We start from the raw sequence: 17,846 nt of genomic DNA on the forward strand, positions 1-17,846 counted from the left end.
TCTGCCGGGCAGAGTCAGAAAGTTACAGCCGGGTAGCGCTGAAGCAGTGCTCCGGCACGGCAATACGATCCTGCGCCGCCACCACCTGCAGTTCATACTCATGCATGTTTTTGGTGGTCAACATGATCTCGTACACCGCGGCGGTGACGTGCTCAAGCGCGTCGCGCAGGCTGGCGCCCTGCAGCAGTTTCACCAGCAGCAGACCGCTGGTCACATCGCCAACGCCCACCGGCTGACGCAGGCCAAAATCCACCAGCGGCCGGCTGATATGCCAGGCTTCCTCTGCGGTCACCAGCAACATCTCAAAGCGGTCCATGCTCATGCCGGCGCGGGAAAGATGCTTAACCAGCACCACCTCCGGCCCCTGGGCAATCAGCTCCCGCGCGGCGGCCACCGCCTCGCTCACGCTGGCGACCGGATGACCGCAGAGGATCTCCAGCTCCACCAGATTAGGCGCAATGATATCGCTGGCCGGCAGCGCATAGCGCACGTGGAATTCCGCCACGCCAGGGGCGACGATGCAGCCCTTTTCCGGATGGCCCATCACCGGGTCACAAAAATACTTCGCCTCCGGATTGGCCGCTTTTACCTGACGCACGATGCCCAGGATATGCTCGCCCTGTTCAGCAGATCCGAGATAGCCGCTCAGTACCGCATCGCAGGTCTGCAGCTTGTCAATGTCGGCGATGCCCTGGACGATCTCCGTCAGGTGCGAAGGCGGCATCACACAGCCGGTCCATTTGCCGTACTGCGTATGGTTAGAGAACTGTACGGTATTGAGGGGCCAGACATTGGCACCCAGGCGGCGCATCGGGAACTCGGCGGCACTGTTGCCGGCGTGGCCAAACACCACGTGAGACTGAATGGCGAGGATGTTCTTCATTTTCTTACCACAACCCTAAAAAGAAAAAGGGCGTGGTTTCCCACGCCCTGGTAGTATTTTTTTATTTCCAGCAGACCAGGCAGTAATTCTTCTTACCGCGGCGCAGCAAGGTGTAGCGACCAAACAGGCGATCGCTGTCAGCAAAAACATATTCCGGATCGGCCTGTTTTTCACCGTTGATGGTCACCGCGTTAGAGGCGACGGTTTTACGCGCCTGGCCGCGGGACGGCTGCAGCTCGGAATCCACCAGCGCCTGCAGCAGATCGGCGCCTTTTTCCATCTCGATCATCGGCACGCCGTCCTGAGCCAGCTGTTCGAAGTCAGCTTCGCTGAGGTCGCTCAGGTTGCCGTTGAACAGGCTCTCGGTAATGCGTTTCGCCGCTTCCAGACCCTCTTCGCCATGCACCAGACGCGTCACCTGCTCTGCCAGCACGTACTGGGCGCGCGGCGCTTTACCGCTGTTTTTATCTTCTTCTTCCAGGGCATTGATCTCTGCAATGTCCATGAAGGTGAAGAACTTGAGGAAGCGATAGACGTCAGCATCCGCGGTGTTGATCCAGAACTGATAGAATTTATACGGACTGGTCTTTTTCGGATCCAGCCACACGGCGCCGCCCTCGGTTTTACCGAACTTGGTGCCGTCCGCTTTGGTAATCAGCGGCACGGTGAGGCCAAACACCTGGTTCTGGTGCAGACGACGGGTCAGATCGATACCGGAGGTAATGTTGCCCCACTGGTCGGAGCCGCCAATCTGCAGCGCCACGCCATGCAGTTTGTTCAGACAGGCGAAGTCGTAACCCTGCAGCAGATTGTAGGAGAACTCGGTAAAGGAGATGCCCTGATCGTCACGATTCAGGCGCTGCTTCACCGCTTCTTTATTGATCATCTGGTTAACAGAGAAGTGTTTACCGATATCGCGGAGGAAGGTCAGCACGTTCATGCTGCCAAACCAGTCATAGTTGTTCGCCGCGATCGCCGAGTTGTCGCCGCAGTCAAAATCAAGGAACGGGGCTACCTGTTTGCGGATTTTATCCACCCACTCCTGCACGGTATCCTCGGTATTCAGCTTACGCTCAGCGGCTTTAAAGCTTGGGTCGCCAATCAGACCGGTAGCGCCGCCCACCAGCGCCACAGGTTTATGACCTGCCTGCTGGAAGCGTTTCAGGCATAACAATGGAACAAGATGCCCCAAATGCAAGCTGTCAGCGGTAGGATCGAAGCCGCAATAGAGCGCGATCGGGCCTTGCGCCAGTCGCTCTGCTAACGCTTCCTCGTCCGTCACCTGGGCTACCAGCCCCCGCTCTTGCAATTGTTTAATCAAGTTACTGCTTGCCATCAAATTCTCCATGTATAAACGACTGCACCTCTGCCGGTACACGACTTTTCGCCAGATGCGAAAAGTACATAGAATAAAGCGCCGGCCCTTTCAGCGCCAGCGCTTCGATAACTAATTTCGGCAATTACGGTGCCAGGCGGTCTATTTTCCAGGCGCCGTTATCGCGCTGGTATAAAAAGCGATCGTGCAGGCGATGTTCGCCCCCCTGCCAGAACTCCATCTGCTCAATGCTGACGCGGAATCCGCCCCAGAAACTCGGCAGCGGTACTTCACCCTGCTGGAATTTCTGCTTCAGCTCGAGGAATTTGCTCTCCAGGATACCCCGAGCAGAGATCCGACTCGACTGCTTCGAGACCCAGGCGCCGATCTGGCTGTCGCGCGGGCGACTGTGGAAATATTTGACCACCTCCAGCGTGGACAGGCGTTCCGCTTTGCCGATCACCATCACCTGGCGCTCCAGCATATGCCACGGAAACAGCAGACTGACCTGCGGGTTATTTTCAATCTGATGGGCTTTGCGGCTGCCAAGGTTGGTATAAAACACCAGCCCTTTTTCGTCGTAATGCTTTAGCAGCACAATACGCTGATAAGGTTGGCCGCTTTCATCAACGGTGGCAACCACCATGGCCGTCGGGTCGGCGAGTTTCGCGTCGCAGGCCTGACGCAGCCAGCGCTCAAACAGCGGCAGAGGTTCAGCTGGAAGATCGTGGCGACGCAAACCGCCACGGGTGTATTCACGGCGCAAGTGCGCGATTTGCTGGAGTTCGTCGTTATCAGACATGGCCATCGAGGATATAGTCATAAGGTGGCGTTATTGTGCGCCCCCCGGACAGAAATCTCAACGTTTGGCGGTCTGCAGCTGGCAGTTATCGAGAACGATGCGGTCGCGCTTATAGACGGTGGCGGTATCGCCTTTCGACCAGAAGACATAGACGCCGTCGGTGTAGCGCGCTCCGGAAGCCGACAGCCCCTCTGACAGATTCAGCTGCTGGTTGTCATAGATAAAACTCACCTGCTGGCGTGAGTTATTGCGATGGACCGTCAACGGTTTCTGGTCGCATTGATACTCCAGCGTGTCCGTCTGCATCCGCTCGACAAACTGGTTGTAGTAGCTACAGCCCGCCAGCATAAAAGGTACAACTGCGATAAGAATTTTTTTCATTCGTTTGCCTTCGACTTTCCCGGTCACGGAGGGCACTCCGCCCTCCGCTTAACTTGTCCAGTTTACCGGTCGCGTCGTAATTAAGATTTCAGTTAACTCCGATTCTGCGGCGGGTTAGCAGGGAAAATGGCGCCCAGCACCGTGGCTTCGCTGGCGCCAGTCACAGAGGGCAGATTCCCCGGCAGGCCAGCGATGGTGCGCCAGGCCAGCCAGGCAAAGGCCAGCGCTTCCATATCATCGCCGCTGATCCCCGCTTCATCGGTGGTGGAGACTTCGGTTCCCGGCAGCAGGGCCGCCAGGCGCGCCATTAACAATGGGTTACGCGCGCCGCCGCCGCACACTAACAAACGCTCGCAGCCGCCGCTTAACAATACCTGCTCACTGATGGTCACGGCGGTTAATTCCGCGAGGGTTGCCTGCACATCCTGTCCGCGCAGCCCCGGGTAACGAGCCAGATGCTGCTCCAGCCAGCCGTAATTGAAATATTCCCGACCGGTGCTTTTCGGCGCCGGCAAGGCAAACCACGGATCGCTCAGCATATCCTGCAGCAGCGGCAGGAGCACTTTGCCTTCACTGGCCCAGTGGGCGTCTTTATCGTAAGGTTTACCTTGCTTACGCCAGATCCAGGCGTCCAGCAACATATTGCCCGGCCCGGTATCATAGCCGCGCACCGGCTGGCCCGGCACCAGAAGCGACACATTAGCGATCCCGCCAATATTCAGCACCATCCGCCGCTCAACGGGGTGCGCCAGCAGCGCATGATGAAAAGCCGGCACCAGCGGCGCCCCCTGCCCGCCAAGCGCCATATCACGCCGACGGAAATCCCCCACCACAGTGACGCCGGTATGGGCGGCGATCTGGTTGTTATCGCCAATTTGCAGCGTGTGCGGGGCATCGCCCTGCGGCTCGTGCCATACAGTCTGCCCATGACAGCCGATGGCGATGACGTCCGCGGGTTTGAGATTTTCCTGACGCATCAGCGCCAGCACGGCCTCGGCAAACAGCCTTCCGAGGCGGGTATCCAAACGCCCCAGCTGCGAGAGGGTCAGCGACTGGCCCTGACAAATCGCCAGGATCTCTTCTTTTATCGCGTGTGGGATGGGCCAGGTGAGACTGGCCTGCTGCGCCACCATGTTTTCGTTGATAGCGGCTAAAACGACATCGATACCATCAAGGCTGGTACCCGACATAACGCCAATAAAGCGACCCGATCTCATACGTTTTTCCTTCATTCCATGACCCTCGTATGCGTCTCACTCCATCATAAAGTGTCCGCTAATGCTATGTTGTAATAATACTTTTTAACAATAGAGAGACATTTCGGAGAACATCGTAAAGAACCGGCGTTTAGTTTAGGTTGAAGCACCATTAATTATTATTTTTTGTATATCCCGGGGGGAAGCTATGCCCGCCGACGACTAAATGCCATATAATTAACCGCATGGACGTTCAATTGAACACCTTCGGTGAACAGGAGATTCATAAATGATTTTACGTGTTTTGGCTGTATCGATGATTGGTTTTACGCTCGCGGGCTGTGTGAGCAGCAGCGGCCTGTCCGGCGACGTTTATTCCGCATCTGAAGCCAAACAGGTGCAGAGCGTGACATACGGTACCATCGTGCATACCCGCGCCGTACAGATCCAGAGCGGCGACGACAGCAATGCCATCGGGGCGATTGGCGGCGCGGTTCTGGGCGGCTTCCTCGGGAATACCATCGGCGGCGGCACCGGACGTTCTCTGGCCACTGCTGCTGGCGCGGTCGCGGGCGGCGTAGCCGGTCAGGGCGTACAGGGCGCCATGAATAAAACCCAGGGCGTGGAACTGGAAATTCGTAAAGATGATGGCAACACCATCATGGTGGTACAGAAACAGGGCAGCACCCCGTTCTCTGTTGGACAGCGCGTAGCCATTGCCGGCAGCGGCAGCCAGGTCACCGTCTCTCCTCGCTAACACCTGTCACGATGCGGCCAGTTGCGCCGCATCGTACTTATCACCCACATTTATCTCGCCGTAAAAGTTTTGTATTAGCGATAACACATATTAATTTTAATATTTCATCAATCATTGCGCCTGCGCAATATCTTTGCCCACAGCCCCCACTACTCTTATAACCGTTAATATTATTAAGCCAACCCAACCTCGTTGCTGTTGTTTATTATTCTGGAATATTGCCTATGACCAAACATGTGAATCATGTTGTTAGACGTCTTATCATTTATTTTTTTATTTGTTTGCTGGCCGGAGTCGGCATTACCGGATTAACCAGCTCTTTTGAGACCAGATTCAACAGCACCTCATCAATACTATTTCCCCTGCTGACCAGTTTTCTGATGGTTTTTCATATCACTATTGCCTGTTTTATGGGCATGAAATACTGGAGCAGCAAGCGTCGCCTGTATCTGACGCCTGTCGCTTTCGGTTTTGCCTGTTCGGCGTTACTGATGCTGGGCACCCTCAGTAGCTATCCGGACTGGCTCAGCTGTAATCCCGCGCCGGTGGTGAAACAAAATGACGCTGTGATATATTATTTCTTTCGCAATATAATGATGGCCGTCTTATTCACGTCGTCAATTATTTTGTATTACTTTCGCCGACGGATCATGCACTCCTTTAAAGCCCATGTAATGACTTTCGCGGCATGTATTGTTTTTACGTTAATGATAATTTTTTTGTCATGGATCTACTCCAGCCACTCGCCATGGTTGAGCATTAGGTTTATTGACGATCTGAGCCATACTTTTACGCCGCTGTGGCGGAGTATTATTGGCTGGCTGCTGATGGCAGTCTGGTTTATCGCGCTGATTTTAATAATTTGGTTTAGCAAACTGCGCAATATTTTCTGGTACAGCGGCGCTTTTTTTTGCAGCGCATATTTGTTCACCATTTTCCAGCTGCTCTCTGCCGTTGGGGAGCTCGATCAGGCCTGGTATCAGGCGCGTTTTTTTGAAACGCTGTGCACCCTGTTCCTGATCCTGGTGCTGCTGGTAGACGTCTTTATCCTCTATCGCGAGTCTAACCACAAGTATGTCAACTCATACCAGAATTCGATCCGCGACCCGCTGACCCGGCTTTACAACCGCAGCTTCTTCTACGATACCCTCAACCAGCAGCTGGCAAAGGTGAAGGCCCAGCATCCGCTGTCGGTGATCATCTGCGACCTCGACCATTTTAAACGCATCAACGATAACTATGGCCACATCGCCGGCGACAAGGTGATCCAGTTTGCCGCCTCGGTGCTGGACAGCCATTCGCGTAAGGATGACGCGGCCGCCCGCATTGGCGGTGAGGAGTTTGCCCTGCTGCTGGTCAACACCGCAGAGGACGAGGCGCAGGCGATCGCCGAGCGCATCCGCCTGGCGGTCAGCGCCGAGCAAACCCCTCTGCCAGAGCGGATGACCATCAGCATGGGCGTGTATACGACCCATGACGGCAGTGTGACAGCCGAAGAGTGCGTCCAGCGCGCGGACGAAGCCATGTATGAAGCAAAAAACAGCGGACGTAACCGGGTGGTAATCTGGCGACGCCAGGGCAGGTAAAAAAAGGCCCGGGATAAACCGGGCCGCAAAACGATTAATCTTTTGCCTGGAGATCGAGGATATTTTGTTCAAGTTTACGAATTAAGTGAAGCAACGTTTCCACTTCCTGCTTCGAGACCCCTGCGAGGATTTCATCGCGGGTTTTGCCTATCACCTCTTCCATCTCGTTGATCAGCGGTTCGGCTTTTTCCGTCAGCTTGATGCGTTTGGCTCGCCGATCGCTTGCGCAGGTCTGGCGAGAAATAAGCCCTTTCTCCTCCAGCTGATCGAGCGTGCGCACCAGGGACGGTTGTTCAATACCGATGGCTTTCGCCAGCTGGATCTGCGACTGCTCAGGCGGCAGCTGGTGGATGTTATGCAGCGTAACCCAGTGGGTCTGCGTTAACTCCAGAGGTTTCAGGCGATGGTCGATTAGCGCGCGCCAGACGCGAACTAAACGTGCCAGATCAGAACCAAGTGGCGATTCCAATTTCATCTCCTTATAATTAGCTTGCTAAGTTATTATACTGATTTTAGAATAGTGTGCAGCATTTGAATAATCAAAACAAATGAATTACTTGATTCAACAAAAACCAAAACAATGATTTACACTGTTAAAGAGTAGCACGTCCTGAGGTTATCCCTGTTATGGCAAAGGATTTTTGCTTGTGAAACTGAGTCTTAATTCATCCGGATTGCCGCTGCAGGACCTTGTGTTCGGCGCATCTGTCTATTTCCCTCCGTTGTTCAAAGCCGTCCTGCTGGGCTTCTTTATCTGGCTGTTTTTACATCGCCAGCTGCGTGACTGGATGTATGCGGGCGACATCTGGCATCCACTGCTGATGGATCTCTCCCTGTTCGCGCTCTCGGTCTGTCTGGCCCTGGTGTTACTGATTGCCTGGTGATCTTCCTGCTATGAAAAAATTAAAATATCTTTCAACACTGTTGGTGGCGGCCATCGCTCTGGTTGCCGCGTGGTTGTTATGGAATTTCTACACTCAGTCCCCCTGGACCCGCGACGGTAAAGTGCGCGCCGAGCAGGTCGGGATCACCCCTCAGGTTTCCGGCAGTATATTGCAGCTGAACGTGGCCGATAACCAGCAGGTCAAGGCCGGTGAGGTATTGTTTACCATCGACGACACCCCCTACCGCATCGCGGTGCTGAACGCCCAGGCGCAGCTGGCGAAAGCGCAAGCTGAGGTGGCGAAAGCGCAGGCGGAGCAAAGCAAAGCCGCCAGCGAAGCCCGCCGTCGCAGAAACCTGTCGCAAAATGCCATCTCAGCTGAAGACCTTGAAAACGCCAATACCGCCCTGAATACCGCCACCACTACCCTGGCGGCCGCCAGAGCGGGAGTCGGTGTCAGCGAGGCGGCGCTGAAACATGCGCAGTGGCAGCTCAGCCAGACGGTCGTCAAAGCGCCGGTAGACGGCTGGGTGACTAACCTCTCCACCCGGGTCGGCGATTACGCCACCACCGGCCATCCGGTCTTTGCCCTGGTGGACAGCCATTCGTTCTACGTGCTGGGCTACTTTGAAGAGACCAAACTGCGCCATATTCGCATCGGCGATCCGGCGCAAATCATTCTCTACAGCAATCAGCAGACGCTGCAGGGGCATGTCGCCAGCATCGGTCGCGCGATTGTCGACCAGAGCGTGGAACAGGGAACCGGGCTGGTGGCCAATATCAAACCGAATATCCCCTGGGTCCGCCTCGCCCAGCGCGTGCCGGTGCGGATTGCCTTTGATACGTTGCCGGCCGATGTCACTCTGGTCTCCGGTACCACCTGCACCGTCTCGATCGGCGGACAGTGATGAATCTGCAGACCCTGTCATGGCGCACGCTGCCCTGGGTTAAAGCCACCCGACCGCAGTGGCGATACGCGCTACGCAACGGCATCGCCATGTGTCTCGCGTTAAGCATCGCCTACGCACTGGATCTGGATGAGCCCTACTGGGCGATGACCTCCGCGGCGGTGGTCAGCTTTCCCACCGTCGGCGGGGTGATCAGTAAAAGTTTTGGCCGCATTGCCGGCAGCCTTCTCGGCGCCTGCGCCGCCCTGCTGCTGGCGGGCCATACGCTCAACGATCCCTGGCTGTTCCTGTTCAGTATCTCCGGCTGGCTGGCGCTGTGCACCTGGGCCTGCGCCTTGTTCACCAATAACGTGGCCTACGCCTTTCAGCTGGCGGGCTATACCTGCGCCATCATCGCCTTTCCGGTGATTAATATCAGCGACAGCTACGAGCTATGGGTGATTGCCCAGTCGCGCGTGTGCGAAGTCATCGTTGGGATCTTGTGCGGCGGGTTGATGATGATGATCCTGCCCAGCACCTCCGATGGCAGCAATCTGCTGACGGCCCTGAAAACCATGCACGCCCGCCTGCTGGAGCACGCCAGTCTGCTGTGGGTCCCGGAAACGACGGATGCCATCCGCACCGCCCATGAAAGCGTAATTGGCCAGATCCTGACCATGAACCTGCTGCGCATCCAGGCCTTCTGGAGCCACTACCGCTTCCGTCGGCAAAATCCCCTGCTGAACTACCTGCTGCACCAGCAGCTCCGCATGACCAGCGTCATTTCCAGTCTGCGGCGTATGCTGCTGAACTGGCCTGACGCCCCGGCCAATACCCGCCAGGTGCTGGAATCGTTGCTCGCGGAGCTCGCCACCTCCAGTGCTGACAGCTATCACGTCGCCCGCATTCTGGCGCCGCTGGCGCCGCCGCCGGACGCGGATTACCGCCACCTCGCCTTTTGGGCTCGGTTACGCTATTTCTGCCGCATTTATCTGGAAAGCAGCCGCTGGATCCGCCGGGTTGAAAATGCCTCGGCGATCGCCGAGTTCAATGTCCCTTCCGCGCCCGCGCTGGCCCGCCACACCGACCAGGCAGAGGCATTGCTCAACGGCATCCGTACCTTTTGCGCGCTGGTGGCGATTGGCGCGTGGGGGATCAGTACCCAGTGGACCAGCTGCGCGGCGGCCCTGACCCTGGCCTCCATTTGCTGCGTGCTCTATTCGGTTTCCGCCTCGCCGTTTCGTTCGTTGACGCTGCTGATGCAGACCCTGGTGCTGCTGTCGCTGTTCAGTTTTGTGGTGAAATTTGGCCTGATGGTGCAGATAACCGACCTGTGGCAGTTCTTGCTGTTTCTGTTCCCGTTGCTGACCACCATGCAGTTACTCAAGCTGCAGTGGCCAAAATTTGCCGGCCTGTGGGGGCAGCTTATCGTCTTTATGGGCTCGTTTATCTCCGTCACCAACCCACCGGTTTACGACTATGCGGCCTTTTTTAATGACAATTTAAGTAAGATTGTCGGCGTGGGCTTTGCATGGCTGGCCTTTGCGGTGCTCAGTCCCGGCTCGGACGCCCGTAAAGGTCGACGCCATATCAGAGCGTTACGGCGTCACTTTGTCGATCAGCTCAGCCGCCACCCCCAGCACAGCGAGCACGAATTTGAATCGCTGGTATATCACCATGTCAGCCAGCTCAGTCAGAGCCAGGATGCGCTGGCTCGCCGCTGGCTGCTGCGCTGGGGGGTGGTATTGCTGAACTGCTCCCACGTGGTCTGGCAGCTTCGCGAGTGGGAAACGCGCTCCGATCCTCTCGCCCAGGTGCGCGACCTGTGTATCAACCTGCTGCGCGATGTGATGAGCGAGCGTGGCGTGCAGCAGCGGCCGCTGGCCTCCACGCTGCAGGAGCTGCTGCGGATCTGCGAAGTTCTGAACCACCATCATCAGCCGGCGGCCCGGGAGCTGGCCGCCGCGATCTGGCGGCTGTATTGCGCGCTGTCGCAGCTGGAACAGGCTCCGGTCGCCGGAACGATTGGCGAAAAGATTACTTAATCACCCCGCAGGCAAACCGTTCGCCGCCGCCGCCCAGCGGCTGCGGACTGTCGGCCATATTATCGCCGCCGACATGAACCATCAGCGCTTTGCCTTTCACTTCCGCCAGCGTTTTCAGACGCGGAGCGATAATCGGCTGGTCAGCCACACCCGCGTCGTTGACCACCAGCAGCGGTAGATCGCCAAGATGCCCGGTGCCCAACGGCCCTTCATGTTTACCGGTATGTTGCGGATCGTAATGTCCGCCCGCCGCTCCGGCGGCTACGGCTTTGCCCTCTTTCATCGCCGGCTGGCAGCTGCCTTCAGCATGAATATGAAAGCCGTGCTTGCCCGGCGGTAACGCCCGCAGATTAGGAGCAAATTCGAGTCCGCGGTCGGTTTCGGTGATTTTTACACTGCCGATGGATTGACCAACGCCCTGGCTGGTCACGAGATTAAGTGGCACATCTTCACTGACGGCCTGCGCGCCAGCGCAAAATGCGAGGGAAAGGATAGCGAGAATACATCGTTGCATAACACCTCCGGATGGCTGTCTCTCTGTTAAGTGTAAACCAGGAACTGCTTTCCGGAGGCGAAATGCCCGTTACGGCACGTCGTAACCGAGCGCGGCTTTGCGGATACGGAACCACTGCTGGCGGGTCATACTCAGTTTTTCGGCCACAATCGCCGAGCGCACGCGCTCAATTTTACCCGAGCCGATAATCGGCAGCGGCTGCGACGGCAGGCGCATCACCCAGGCGTAAACCACCTGCTCGATGCTGTCGGCGTTGAGCTCGTGGGCCACCTGGGCCAGCTCGTCGCGCAGCGGCTGAAAGCCCTCTTCATTAAACAGGCGGCCGCCGCCGAGGCAGGACCAGGCCATCGGACGAATACGCAGCTGCTGCAGCTGGTCGAGGGTACCGTCAAGCAGCAACGGCTGATGCACCGGCGAGATCTCCACCTGGTTGGTAGCAAGCGTAAACGGCAGGCGCGACTGCAGAAGGGTGAACTGGGCAGGGGTAAAGTTCGAGACGCCGAAATGACGTACCTTGCCGCTGTGGTGCAGCGCGAGGAAGGCTTCAGCCACCTCGTCGGCGTCCATCAGCGGATCCGGCCGGTGGATCAGCAGCAAATCGAGATGGTCCGTTGCCAGGTTGCGCAGCGATTGCTCAGCGCTGAGCACGATGTGGTCCCGGTCGGTAATGTAGTGACCGATGGTGTTTTCAGCGCGCGCCCGGGTGGCAATGCCGCATTTGCTGACAATCTCCATCCGGCTACGCAGATGCGGCGCCAGCTTCAGGGCTTCACCAAAGGCGGATTCACACTGGTAATCGCCATAGATATCGGCGTGATCGACGGTGGTAATGCCTAAATCGAGATGCTGTTCGATAAAGCCGACCAGCTCGCCTGGCGACATTTTCCAGTCCATCAGACGCCAGTAGCCCATCACAAAACGCGAAAATTCCGGCCCCTGGGGAGCCATAGCAATACGCTGAACCATAACCACTTCCTCAATAAAAAAGTGCTCTGAGTATACGTAATTTTTGGCTTAAAACAGTGAGGGTTGCTGCGGTTCTTCCGCCGCCTCTGGTCTGTTCGCGCGTATTTTGCGCAGCAGGCGTTGACGGCACAGACGCAATACCTCCTGTTTCTGCGCATCGCTCATCGTTTGCCAGTTAAAACGCTCCTCACGGCTACGGAAACAGCCGCGACAGTAGCCGCGCTCATCGGTCTGACAAATTCCCCGGCACGGGCTCTGCACCGGGAAAAACTCTAACTGCTCTGCCACCACACGCCTCCTGTCCCCTCATCTCCTTTCATTGAAGACGTTTCCCTGCGCCGACGCAAATTTTGTTCACTCCGTGCTGCGCCAGTTAACATTTTTGCGCTAAGTCTTGCATTAGACCAATCGGTCTACTACAGTGTGCGCCATGAACAGACACAGCGATTGCGATACCCGAGAACATATCCTGGCCACCGGCGAGCAGCTATGCATGCATCGCGGCTTTACCGGCATGGGCTTGAGCGAACTCCTGAAGACGGCGGAAGTGCCCAAGGGCTCTTTCTATCATTACTTTCGCTCTAAAGAAGCCTTCGGCGTCGCCTTGCTTGAAAACCATTACGCCGGATATCTGCAGCGCCTGGTCGATCACTTCGCCCATGGCGAGGGCAACTATCGCGATCGGCTGCTGGCCTACTATCAGCACACGCTGAATCAGTTTTACCAGCAGGGGATTATTAGCGGGTGTCTCACCGTCAAGCTGTCGGCAGAGGTTTGCGATCTGTCGGAAGACATGCGCACCGCCATGGACCACGGCGCCAGCCAGATCATCGCCCTGCTGGGCGACGCGCTGGAGAAAGGGCGTCAGGAAGGCAGTCTGACCTTTGACGGCGAGGCCAGGACGCTGTCGCAGGTACTCTATTCCCTGTGGCTCGGCGCCAACCTGCAGGCCAAAATAACGCGTAGCGCAACGCCGCTGGAGAGCGCCCTTGCCCACGCGAAACAGATTATTGCGGCGCCTGCTGTATAACAGGCGTTTTTATTTCATCAGTTCCTAGACGACCGGTCTACTCAGGAGTCATTATGTCGGAATCAAAATTATTCACCCCGTTGAAAGTCGGTGCCGTCACCGTCCCTAATCGCGTATTTATGGCTCCACTGACGCGTCTGCGCAGCATCGAGCCGGGCGATATCCCTACCCCGCTGATGGGCGAATACTACCGTCAGCGCGCCAGCGCCGGGCTGATCATCACCGAAGCGACGCAGATTTCCGCCCAGGCCAAAGGCTATGCCGGCGCGCCAGGGCTGCACAGCCCGGAGCAGATTGCCGCCTGGCAGAAAATCACCGCCGGCGTTCACGCGGAAAACGGCCATATCGCCGTGCAGCTGTGGCACACCGGACGAATTTCCCATAGCAGCCTGCAGCCCGGCGGCGCCGCACCGGTAGCGCCGTCTGCGCTGAGCGCCGGCACCCGCACCTCGCTGCGCGACGAAAACGGCCACGCCATCCGCGTCGACACCTCGATGCCTCGCGCTCTGGAAACCGAAGAGATCCCGGGGATCGTCGATGATTTCCGTCAGGCGGTGGGCAATGCCCGTGACGCCGGTTTCGATCTGGTTGAACTGCACTCGGCCCACGGCTATCTGCTGCACCAGTTCCTCTCGCCGTCGGCGAACCAGCGTACCGACCAGTATGGCGGCAGCGTGGAAAACCGCGCCCGTCTGGTGCTGGAAGTGGTCGACGCCGTGAGCAAAGAGTGGAGCGCTGACCGGATTGGCATCCGCGTGTCGCCGATTGGCAGCTTCCAGAATGTGGATAATGGCCCGAATGAAGAAGAAGACGCGCTGTATGTGATTAGCGAGCTGGCGAAACGCGGTATCGCCTATCTGCACATGTCCGAGCCGGACTGGGCGGGCGGCAAGCCGTATAGTGAAGCTTTCCGTCAGAAAGTTCGCGACCGCTTCCCTGGCGTGATCATTGGCGCTGGCGCCTACACCGTTGAAAAAGCCAACGACCTGATCAACAAAGGGCTGATTGATGCCGTGGCCTTTGGCCGCGATTACATCGCCAACCCGGATCTGGTGGCCCGCCTGCAGAAAAAAGCGGCGCTTAACCCACAGCGCCCGGAATCCTTCTACGGCGGCGGCGCGGAAGGCTACACCGATTATCCTACGCTGTAATCCCTCCATTGATAGCGGCGACGTATCGCCGCTATACTCAACGCTCTGATCTAGCAAATAAACTGCATAGGGGACATTATGCGCTTACTCCATACCATGCTGCGCGTTGGCGACCTGCAACGTTCTATCGACTTCTATACCAACGTGTTAGGCATGAAGCTGCTGCGCACCAGCGAAAACCCGGAGTACAAATACTCCCTCGCCTTCGTCGGCTACGGCGAAGAGAGCGATACCGCGGTGATCGAACTGACCTACAACTGGGGCGTGGACAGCTATGAGCTGGGCACCGCCTACGGTCACATCGCGCTGAGCGTCGACAACGCCGCCGAAGCCTGCGAGCGGATCCGCCAGAACGGGGGCAACGTCACCCGTGAAGCCGGGCCGGTAAAAGGCGGCACCACCGTTATCGCCTTCGTGGAAGATCCTGACGGTTACAAAATTGAGCTGATTGAAGAGAAAGACGCCGGCAAAGGGCTGGGCAACTAACCCCTCCCGACCATAGCGTCTTTATTTTCATCGCTCGCCCGGGCGCTGCGGCGCCCGTTGTTTTCACCCCTGCCTGCTGCAAGCCGTGGCAAAATTTGCCATAATGCGCGCTACTTTTTACCAGCTAAGAGAATCTGATGTCCGAGAACGCTCAACTGAATGGTCTGTGCGACCGTTTCCGCGGTTTTTATCCAGTGGTGATTGATGTTGAAACCGCAGGATTTAATGCCAAAACCGACGCCCTGCTGGAGATCGCCGCCATTACGTTGAAGATGGATGAGCATGGCTGGCTGATGCCCGATGAAACGCTGCATTTCCATGTTGAACCTTTCGAGGGCGCCAATCTCCAGCCCGAAGCGCTGGCCTTTAACGGGATTAACCCGCACGATCCAGAGCGCGGCGCCGTTAGCGAATACGATGCCCTGCATGCCATCTTCAAAATGGTACGCAAAGGGATGAAAGAGAGCGACTGCAGTCGGGCTATCATGGTGGCGCACAACGCCACATTTGACCACAGCTTCACCATGACCGCCGCCGAACGGGCGGGGCTAAAACGCAACCCGTTCCATCCGTTTGTCACCTTTGACACCGCCGCGCTGAGCGGGCTGGCGCTGGGCCAGACGGTGCTGTCGAAAGCCTGTATTGCCGCAGGTATGCCGTTCGACGGCGCGCAGGCCCATTCCGCCCTCTACGATACCGAGCAGACGGCGCAGCTGTTTTGCGAGATAGTGAACCGCTGGAAGCGTCTGGGCGGCTGGCCGCTGCCGGTAGCGACGCCGGAGTGATAAAAAAAGCGACTTCCAGGAAGTCGCTTTTTTACTGACAGCGGGAATTATTCCGCTTTCGGCTCGTCAGTGTGATATTTCGCCGCGGTCTCTTTGATCAGCTGCTGCAGTTCACCGCGCTGGTACATTTCGATGACGATATCGCAGCCGCCCACCAGTTCACCGTCCACCCACAGCTGCGGGAAGGTCGGCCAGTTGGCATATTTTGGCAGCTCAGCGCGGATATCCGGGTTCTGCAGAATATCAACGTAAGCGAAACGTTCGCCACAGGCGGACAGCGCCTGAACGGCCTGAGCGGAGAAACCGCAGCTTGGCAGCTTCGGCGAACCTTTCATGTACAGCAGGATCGGGTTTTCAGCGATTTGGCGTTGGATCTTTTCTAAAGTCGAGCTCATTGTCGTGCTTCCTTAAACTTCTTTCTACGGCAGTAACTTGTCATTGTAGCGTCCCGAGGGCAGGACCGATAATAACATTTTTTTCACTATTCATATTTTATCTTCTGTTGCGCGAAGTTGCCTTAAAAATATCATTTTGACGCCGCGGGCAGGCGCGCGTTGCGCATTTTCTGTGCGAGGCGGTCAATGTCTGACGCGTTTTCTTGCAATCGTTAACCAATCGACATTTTTGATACAAAAGAATATTAACTTTCCGGGTTTTTATGCTTTAGAATCGTTCCGGTTTGTCATTCATCGTCAGGCATTTGTACATGTCTGTAATTAATCAGGGGATTGCTCAGTGGCGCGGCTAAACAAAATCGCGATATCGCTCTGTGCATTACTGTTCACATCTATCTCATTCACACCACTGGCTCAGGCTTCAGGGCATACGCACGCCTCCGCCTCGCCAAAGGCGTTGCCCGCGAAAAGCGGCTCAGAGCGCAAGAAAAAAGCAACCAGTCAAAAAAGTAAAACCACCGCTAAAACCACCAGTAAAAAGTCCTCGAGCACCCGGCTCCCTACCCGCACTACCGCAGCAAGCCAAACCGCGCTTCATCGTCAGGCCGTCGGCGCCACGAAAAAATGCGTGCTGCGTAAAGGGTATAAAAAGCAGTGCGCGAAAACGGTGGCCGCCAGCGCCGAGCCTACCCTGGCGTTGAACAGCGTCAAAAGCAAATGCGTGGTGCGTAAGGGCTATAAAAAGCGCTGTAAACCCGAGGCCAGCGAAGCGAATCTGACGATCGCCGATGCGCATAAAGTCCGGGTGCAAAAAGCGCAGAGTACCGCCATGAACAAACTGATGGGCCAGCTGGGTAAACCATATCGCTGGGGCGGCACCTCCCCGCGCACCGGGTTCGACTGCAGCGGGCTGGTCTATTACGCCTACAAAGACCTGGTCAAGATTCATATCCCGCGTACCGCCAACGAAATGTATCACCTGCGCGATGCGCGTCCGGTCGATCGTGACGAACTGCAGAGCGGCGACCTCGTCTTCTTCCGCACCCGCGGACGCGGCACTGCCGACCACGTAGGCGTTTACGTCGGCAACGGGAAATTCATTCAGTCACCGCGCACAGGTCGCGATATACAAATCACCTCCCTGAGCGAAGATTACTGGGTTCGCCATTACGTCGGCGCCCGGCGCGTCATGACCCCGAAAACCATTCGCTGATCCCGGTCTGCCGCTACGGCGGCAGCCCTCTTCACCTGCCCGTTCTCCGCCCCTACCGTCAGGGGAAACTGCATATTCGCCTCTGTGACCGGCCCTTCCCGACGATAGCGGGTGGGCGACATGCCAAAGTGACGGTGAAAGGTGCGGCAGAATGCCGCCTGCCCGTCGTACCCCAAACGTTGAGAAATACTCTGCATCGAGGCCTCGGTCTGCGTTAAGTAGATTGTCGCGATGGTCATCTTCCGTCGGCTGACGTAGCTCGCCAGCGTACAGCCGGTCACCATGGCGAATTGCCGTTGGAAATACCAGTGCGAGTAGCCGGACTTTTTCGCTATCGCGCTCACCGGCAGGGTGTCAAAAATATGTGCTTCGATCCAGTCAACGATCCCCTGCACTACCGGGATCATTTTCGGGCTTACCACTTCATCTGTTTTTGCCATCGTAGCCATCCTGTGGAAATTGCTGCCGGCGGCTATATTTGTCATACAAATATGAAAATAGACAATGAATTATTGGCATAGCGGCGATTACCTGAAAGCATAGCATCATTAATTAATTGATTTAGAATGCT

Annotated in this window: 22 protein-coding genes; 10 read left to right on the forward strand and 12 right to left on the reverse strand. The window is 56.8% G+C overall.

Annotation, left to right across the window (positions count from 1 at the left end):
• Positions 1 to 22: 22 nt before the first annotated feature.
• From pdxY to anmK, 6 genes are all read right to left on the reverse strand, one after another.
• Complete coding sequence (gene pdxY, locus GQR96_RS13380) at positions 23 to 883, reverse strand: pyridoxal kinase PdxY (RefSeq protein ID WP_065904396.1); 861 nt, start codon at positions 881 to 883, stop codon at positions 23 to 25.
• Between the two features lie 61 nt (positions 884 to 944).
• Complete coding sequence (gene tyrS, locus GQR96_RS13385) at positions 945 to 2,219, reverse strand: tyrosine--tRNA ligase (protein ID WP_004175868.1); 1,275 nt, start codon at positions 2,217 to 2,219, stop codon at positions 945 to 947.
• The gene (locus GQR96_RS13390) at positions 2,206 to 2,343 is read right to left on the reverse strand and encodes a hypothetical protein (protein WP_017901085.1); all 138 of its coding nucleotides are present in this window, start codon (positions 2,341 to 2,343) and stop codon (positions 2,206 to 2,208) included. The genes tyrS and GQR96_RS13390 overlap by 14 nt, the downstream gene beginning before the upstream one ends.
• Complete coding sequence (gene pdxH, locus GQR96_RS13395; RefSeq protein WP_004202860.1) at positions 2,344 to 3,000, reverse strand: pyridoxamine 5'-phosphate oxidase; 657 nt, start codon at positions 2,998 to 3,000, stop codon at positions 2,344 to 2,346.
• Between the two features lie 57 nt (positions 3,001 to 3,057).
• Entirely contained in the window at positions 3,058 to 3,381 is a 324-nt protein-coding gene (gene mliC / locus GQR96_RS13400; RefSeq protein WP_004202862.1) for a C-type lysozyme inhibitor, read from the reverse strand.
• Between the two features lie 92 nt (positions 3,382 to 3,473).
• Positions 3,474 to 4,598, reverse strand: coding sequence for an anhydro-N-acetylmuramic acid kinase (gene anmK / locus GQR96_RS13405; RefSeq protein ID WP_065904397.1), 1,125 nt, complete (start codon positions 4,596 to 4,598; stop codon positions 3,474 to 3,476).
• Positions 4,599 to 4,866: 268 nt separating this feature from the next.
• Here anmK and slyB point away from each other — a divergent pair, with 268 nt between their 5' ends.
• Both slyB and GQR96_RS13415 read left to right on the forward strand, forming a co-directional pair.
• The gene (slyB, locus tag GQR96_RS13410; RefSeq protein ID WP_002907749.1) at positions 4,867 to 5,334 is read left to right on the forward strand and encodes an outer membrane lipoprotein SlyB; all 468 of its coding nucleotides are present in this window, start codon (positions 4,867 to 4,869) and stop codon (positions 5,332 to 5,334) included.
• A gap of 224 nt (positions 5,335 to 5,558) precedes the next feature.
• On the forward strand, positions 5,559 to 6,920 hold the full coding sequence (locus GQR96_RS13415; protein ID WP_023318433.1) for a sensor domain-containing diguanylate cyclase: 1,362 nt from the start codon (positions 5,559 to 5,561) through the stop codon (positions 6,918 to 6,920).
• A gap of 34 nt (positions 6,921 to 6,954) precedes the next feature.
• On the opposite strand, the gene slyA is transcribed toward GQR96_RS13415, so the two are convergent.
• Positions 6,955 to 7,395: a transcriptional regulator SlyA gene (gene slyA, locus GQR96_RS13420; RefSeq protein ID WP_017901090.1), complete on the reverse strand. Its 441-nt coding sequence runs from the start codon at positions 7,393 to 7,395 to the stop codon at positions 6,955 to 6,957.
• Between the two features lie 172 nt (positions 7,396 to 7,567).
• Between slyA and GQR96_RS13425 the strand changes: the two genes are divergently transcribed.
• The 3 genes from GQR96_RS13425 to GQR96_RS13435 are packed head-to-tail and all read left to right on the forward strand — an operon-like array spanning position 7,568 to position 10,735.
• Positions 7,568 to 7,804, forward strand: a complete 237-nt coding sequence (locus GQR96_RS13425) for a DUF1656 domain-containing protein (RefSeq protein ID WP_004202868.1) — start codon at positions 7,568 to 7,570, stop codon at positions 7,802 to 7,804.
• Between the two features lie 10 nt (positions 7,805 to 7,814).
• Positions 7,815 to 8,711: an efflux RND transporter periplasmic adaptor subunit gene (locus GQR96_RS13430; RefSeq protein ID WP_023318434.1), complete on the forward strand. Its 897-nt coding sequence runs from the start codon at positions 7,815 to 7,817 to the stop codon at positions 8,709 to 8,711.
• Positions 8,711 to 10,735, forward strand: a complete 2,025-nt coding sequence (locus GQR96_RS13435) for an FUSC family protein (RefSeq protein WP_004202870.1) — start codon at positions 8,711 to 8,713, stop codon at positions 10,733 to 10,735. The genes GQR96_RS13430 and GQR96_RS13435 overlap by 1 nt, the downstream gene beginning before the upstream one ends.
• On the opposite strand, the gene sodC is transcribed toward GQR96_RS13435, so the two are convergent.
• The 3 genes from sodC to GQR96_RS13450 form a co-directional block, all read right to left on the reverse strand.
• Positions 10,728 to 11,249 (reverse strand): superoxide dismutase [Cu-Zn] SodC, encoded by a 522-nt coding sequence (gene sodC, locus GQR96_RS13440; protein WP_017901092.1) that lies wholly within the window; start codon positions 11,247 to 11,249, stop codon positions 10,728 to 10,730. The genes GQR96_RS13435 and sodC overlap by 8 nt on opposite strands.
• Before the next feature lie 69 nt (positions 11,250 to 11,318).
• A complete protein-coding gene (locus GQR96_RS13445; protein ID WP_017901093.1) occupies positions 11,319 to 12,215 on the reverse strand; it encodes an aldo/keto reductase in 897 nt (298 codons plus the stop codon).
• Between the two features lie 48 nt (positions 12,216 to 12,263).
• Positions 12,264 to 12,506 carry a DUF1289 domain-containing protein gene (locus GQR96_RS13450; protein WP_017901094.1) on the reverse strand — a complete coding sequence of 81 codons (243 nt, stop codon included), beginning with the start codon at positions 12,504 to 12,506 and terminating at the stop codon, positions 12,264 to 12,266.
• Between the two features lie 139 nt (positions 12,507 to 12,645).
• Between GQR96_RS13450 and GQR96_RS13455 the strand changes: the two genes are divergently transcribed.
• From GQR96_RS13455 to rnt, 4 genes are all read left to right on the forward strand, one after another.
• Positions 12,646 to 13,245, forward strand: a complete 600-nt coding sequence (locus GQR96_RS13455) for a TetR/AcrR family transcriptional regulator (protein ID WP_004202876.1) — start codon at positions 12,646 to 12,648, stop codon at positions 13,243 to 13,245.
• A 53-nt stretch (positions 13,246 to 13,298) separates the two neighbouring features.
• Complete coding sequence (locus GQR96_RS13460) at positions 13,299 to 14,396, forward strand: alkene reductase (RefSeq protein ID WP_048294972.1); 1,098 nt, start codon at positions 13,299 to 13,301, stop codon at positions 14,394 to 14,396.
• A gap of 78 nt (positions 14,397 to 14,474) precedes the next feature.
• Positions 14,475 to 14,882: a lactoylglutathione lyase gene (gene gloA / locus GQR96_RS13465; protein ID WP_004202879.1), complete on the forward strand. Its 408-nt coding sequence runs from the start codon at positions 14,475 to 14,477 to the stop codon at positions 14,880 to 14,882.
• Positions 14,883 to 15,019: 137 nt separating this feature from the next.
• Entirely contained in the window at positions 15,020 to 15,667 is a 648-nt protein-coding gene (gene rnt / locus GQR96_RS13470) for a ribonuclease T (RefSeq protein ID WP_048294973.1), read from the forward strand.
• 47 nt (positions 15,668 to 15,714) lie between these two features.
• On the opposite strand, the gene GQR96_RS13475 is transcribed toward rnt, so the two are convergent.
• Positions 15,715 to 16,062, reverse strand: a complete 348-nt coding sequence (locus GQR96_RS13475) for a Grx4 family monothiol glutaredoxin (RefSeq protein ID WP_002907768.1) — start codon at positions 16,060 to 16,062, stop codon at positions 15,715 to 15,717.
• Between the two features lie 340 nt (positions 16,063 to 16,402).
• On the opposite strand from GQR96_RS13475, the gene GQR96_RS13480 reads away from it, so the two are divergent.
• On the forward strand, positions 16,403 to 17,275 hold the full coding sequence (locus GQR96_RS13480) for a C40 family peptidase (RefSeq protein ID WP_004189707.1): 873 nt from the start codon (positions 16,403 to 16,405) through the stop codon (positions 17,273 to 17,275).
• On the opposite strand, the gene GQR96_RS13485 is transcribed toward GQR96_RS13480, so the two are convergent.
• Positions 17,230 to 17,715 carry a helix-turn-helix domain-containing protein gene (locus GQR96_RS13485; RefSeq protein WP_004202883.1) on the reverse strand — a complete coding sequence of 162 codons (486 nt, stop codon included), beginning with the start codon at positions 17,713 to 17,715 and terminating at the stop codon, positions 17,230 to 17,232. The genes GQR96_RS13480 and GQR96_RS13485 overlap by 46 nt on opposite strands.
• Between the last annotated feature and the right edge of the window lie 131 nt (positions 17,716 to 17,846).

This window comes from Klebsiella sp. PCX (genome assembly GCF_021869705.1).
In the GTDB taxonomy this organism is placed as follows: domain Bacteria; phylum Pseudomonadota; class Gammaproteobacteria; order Enterobacterales; family Enterobacteriaceae; genus Klebsiella; species Klebsiella quasipneumoniae.

Excerpts from the sequence above, each read along its gene's own strand:
- GQR96_RS13485 (WP_004202883.1), bottom strand. The coding sequence starts at position 17,715 with ATGGCAAAAACAGATGAAGTGGTAAGCCCGAAAATGATCCCGGTAGTG.
- gloA (WP_004202879.1), top strand. The coding sequence starts at position 14,475 with ATGCGCTTACTCCATACCATGCTGCGCGTTGGCGACCTGCAACGTTCT.
- anmK (WP_065904397.1), bottom strand. The coding sequence starts at position 4,598 with ATGAGATCGGGTCGCTTTATTGGCGTTATGTCGGGTACCAGCCTTGAT.
- slyA (WP_017901090.1), bottom strand. The coding sequence starts at position 7,395 with ATGAAATTGGAATCGCCACTTGGTTCTGATCTGGCACGTTTAGTTCGC.
- GQR96_RS13460 (WP_048294972.1), top strand. The coding sequence starts at position 13,299 with ATGTCGGAATCAAAATTATTCACCCCGTTGAAAGTCGGTGCCGTCACC.
- GQR96_RS13435 (WP_004202870.1), top strand. The coding sequence starts at position 8,711 with ATGAATCTGCAGACCCTGTCATGGCGCACGCTGCCCTGGGTTAAAGCC.
- GQR96_RS13455 (WP_004202876.1), top strand. The coding sequence starts at position 12,646 with ATGAACAGACACAGCGATTGCGATACCCGAGAACATATCCTGGCCACC.
- pdxH (WP_004202860.1), bottom strand. The coding sequence starts at position 3,000 with ATGTCTGATAACGACGAACTCCAGCAAATCGCGCACTTGCGCCGTGAA.
- mliC (WP_004202862.1), bottom strand. The coding sequence starts at position 3,381 with ATGAAAAAAATTCTTATCGCAGTTGTACCTTTTATGCTGGCGGGCTGT.
- sodC (WP_017901092.1), bottom strand. The coding sequence starts at position 11,249 with ATGCAACGATGTATTCTCGCTATCCTTTCCCTCGCATTTTGCGCTGGC.
- GQR96_RS13475 (WP_002907768.1), bottom strand. The coding sequence starts at position 16,062 with ATGAGCTCGACTTTAGAAAAGATCCAACGCCAAATCGCTGAAAACCCG.
- pdxY (WP_065904396.1), bottom strand. The coding sequence starts at position 883 with ATGAAGAACATCCTCGCCATTCAGTCTCACGTGGTGTTTGGCCACGCC.
- slyB (WP_002907749.1), top strand. The coding sequence starts at position 4,867 with ATGATTTTACGTGTTTTGGCTGTATCGATGATTGGTTTTACGCTCGCG.
- GQR96_RS13415 (WP_023318433.1), top strand. The coding sequence starts at position 5,559 with ATGACCAAACATGTGAATCATGTTGTTAGACGTCTTATCATTTATTTT.
- GQR96_RS13445 (WP_017901093.1), bottom strand. The coding sequence starts at position 12,215 with ATGGTTCAGCGTATTGCTATGGCTCCCCAGGGGCCGGAATTTTCGCGT.
- GQR96_RS13430 (WP_023318434.1), top strand. The coding sequence starts at position 7,815 with ATGAAAAAATTAAAATATCTTTCAACACTGTTGGTGGCGGCCATCGCT.
- rnt (WP_048294973.1), top strand. The coding sequence starts at position 15,020 with ATGTCCGAGAACGCTCAACTGAATGGTCTGTGCGACCGTTTCCGCGGT.
- tyrS (WP_004175868.1), bottom strand. The coding sequence starts at position 2,219 with ATGGCAAGCAGTAACTTGATTAAACAATTGCAAGAGCGGGGGCTGGTA.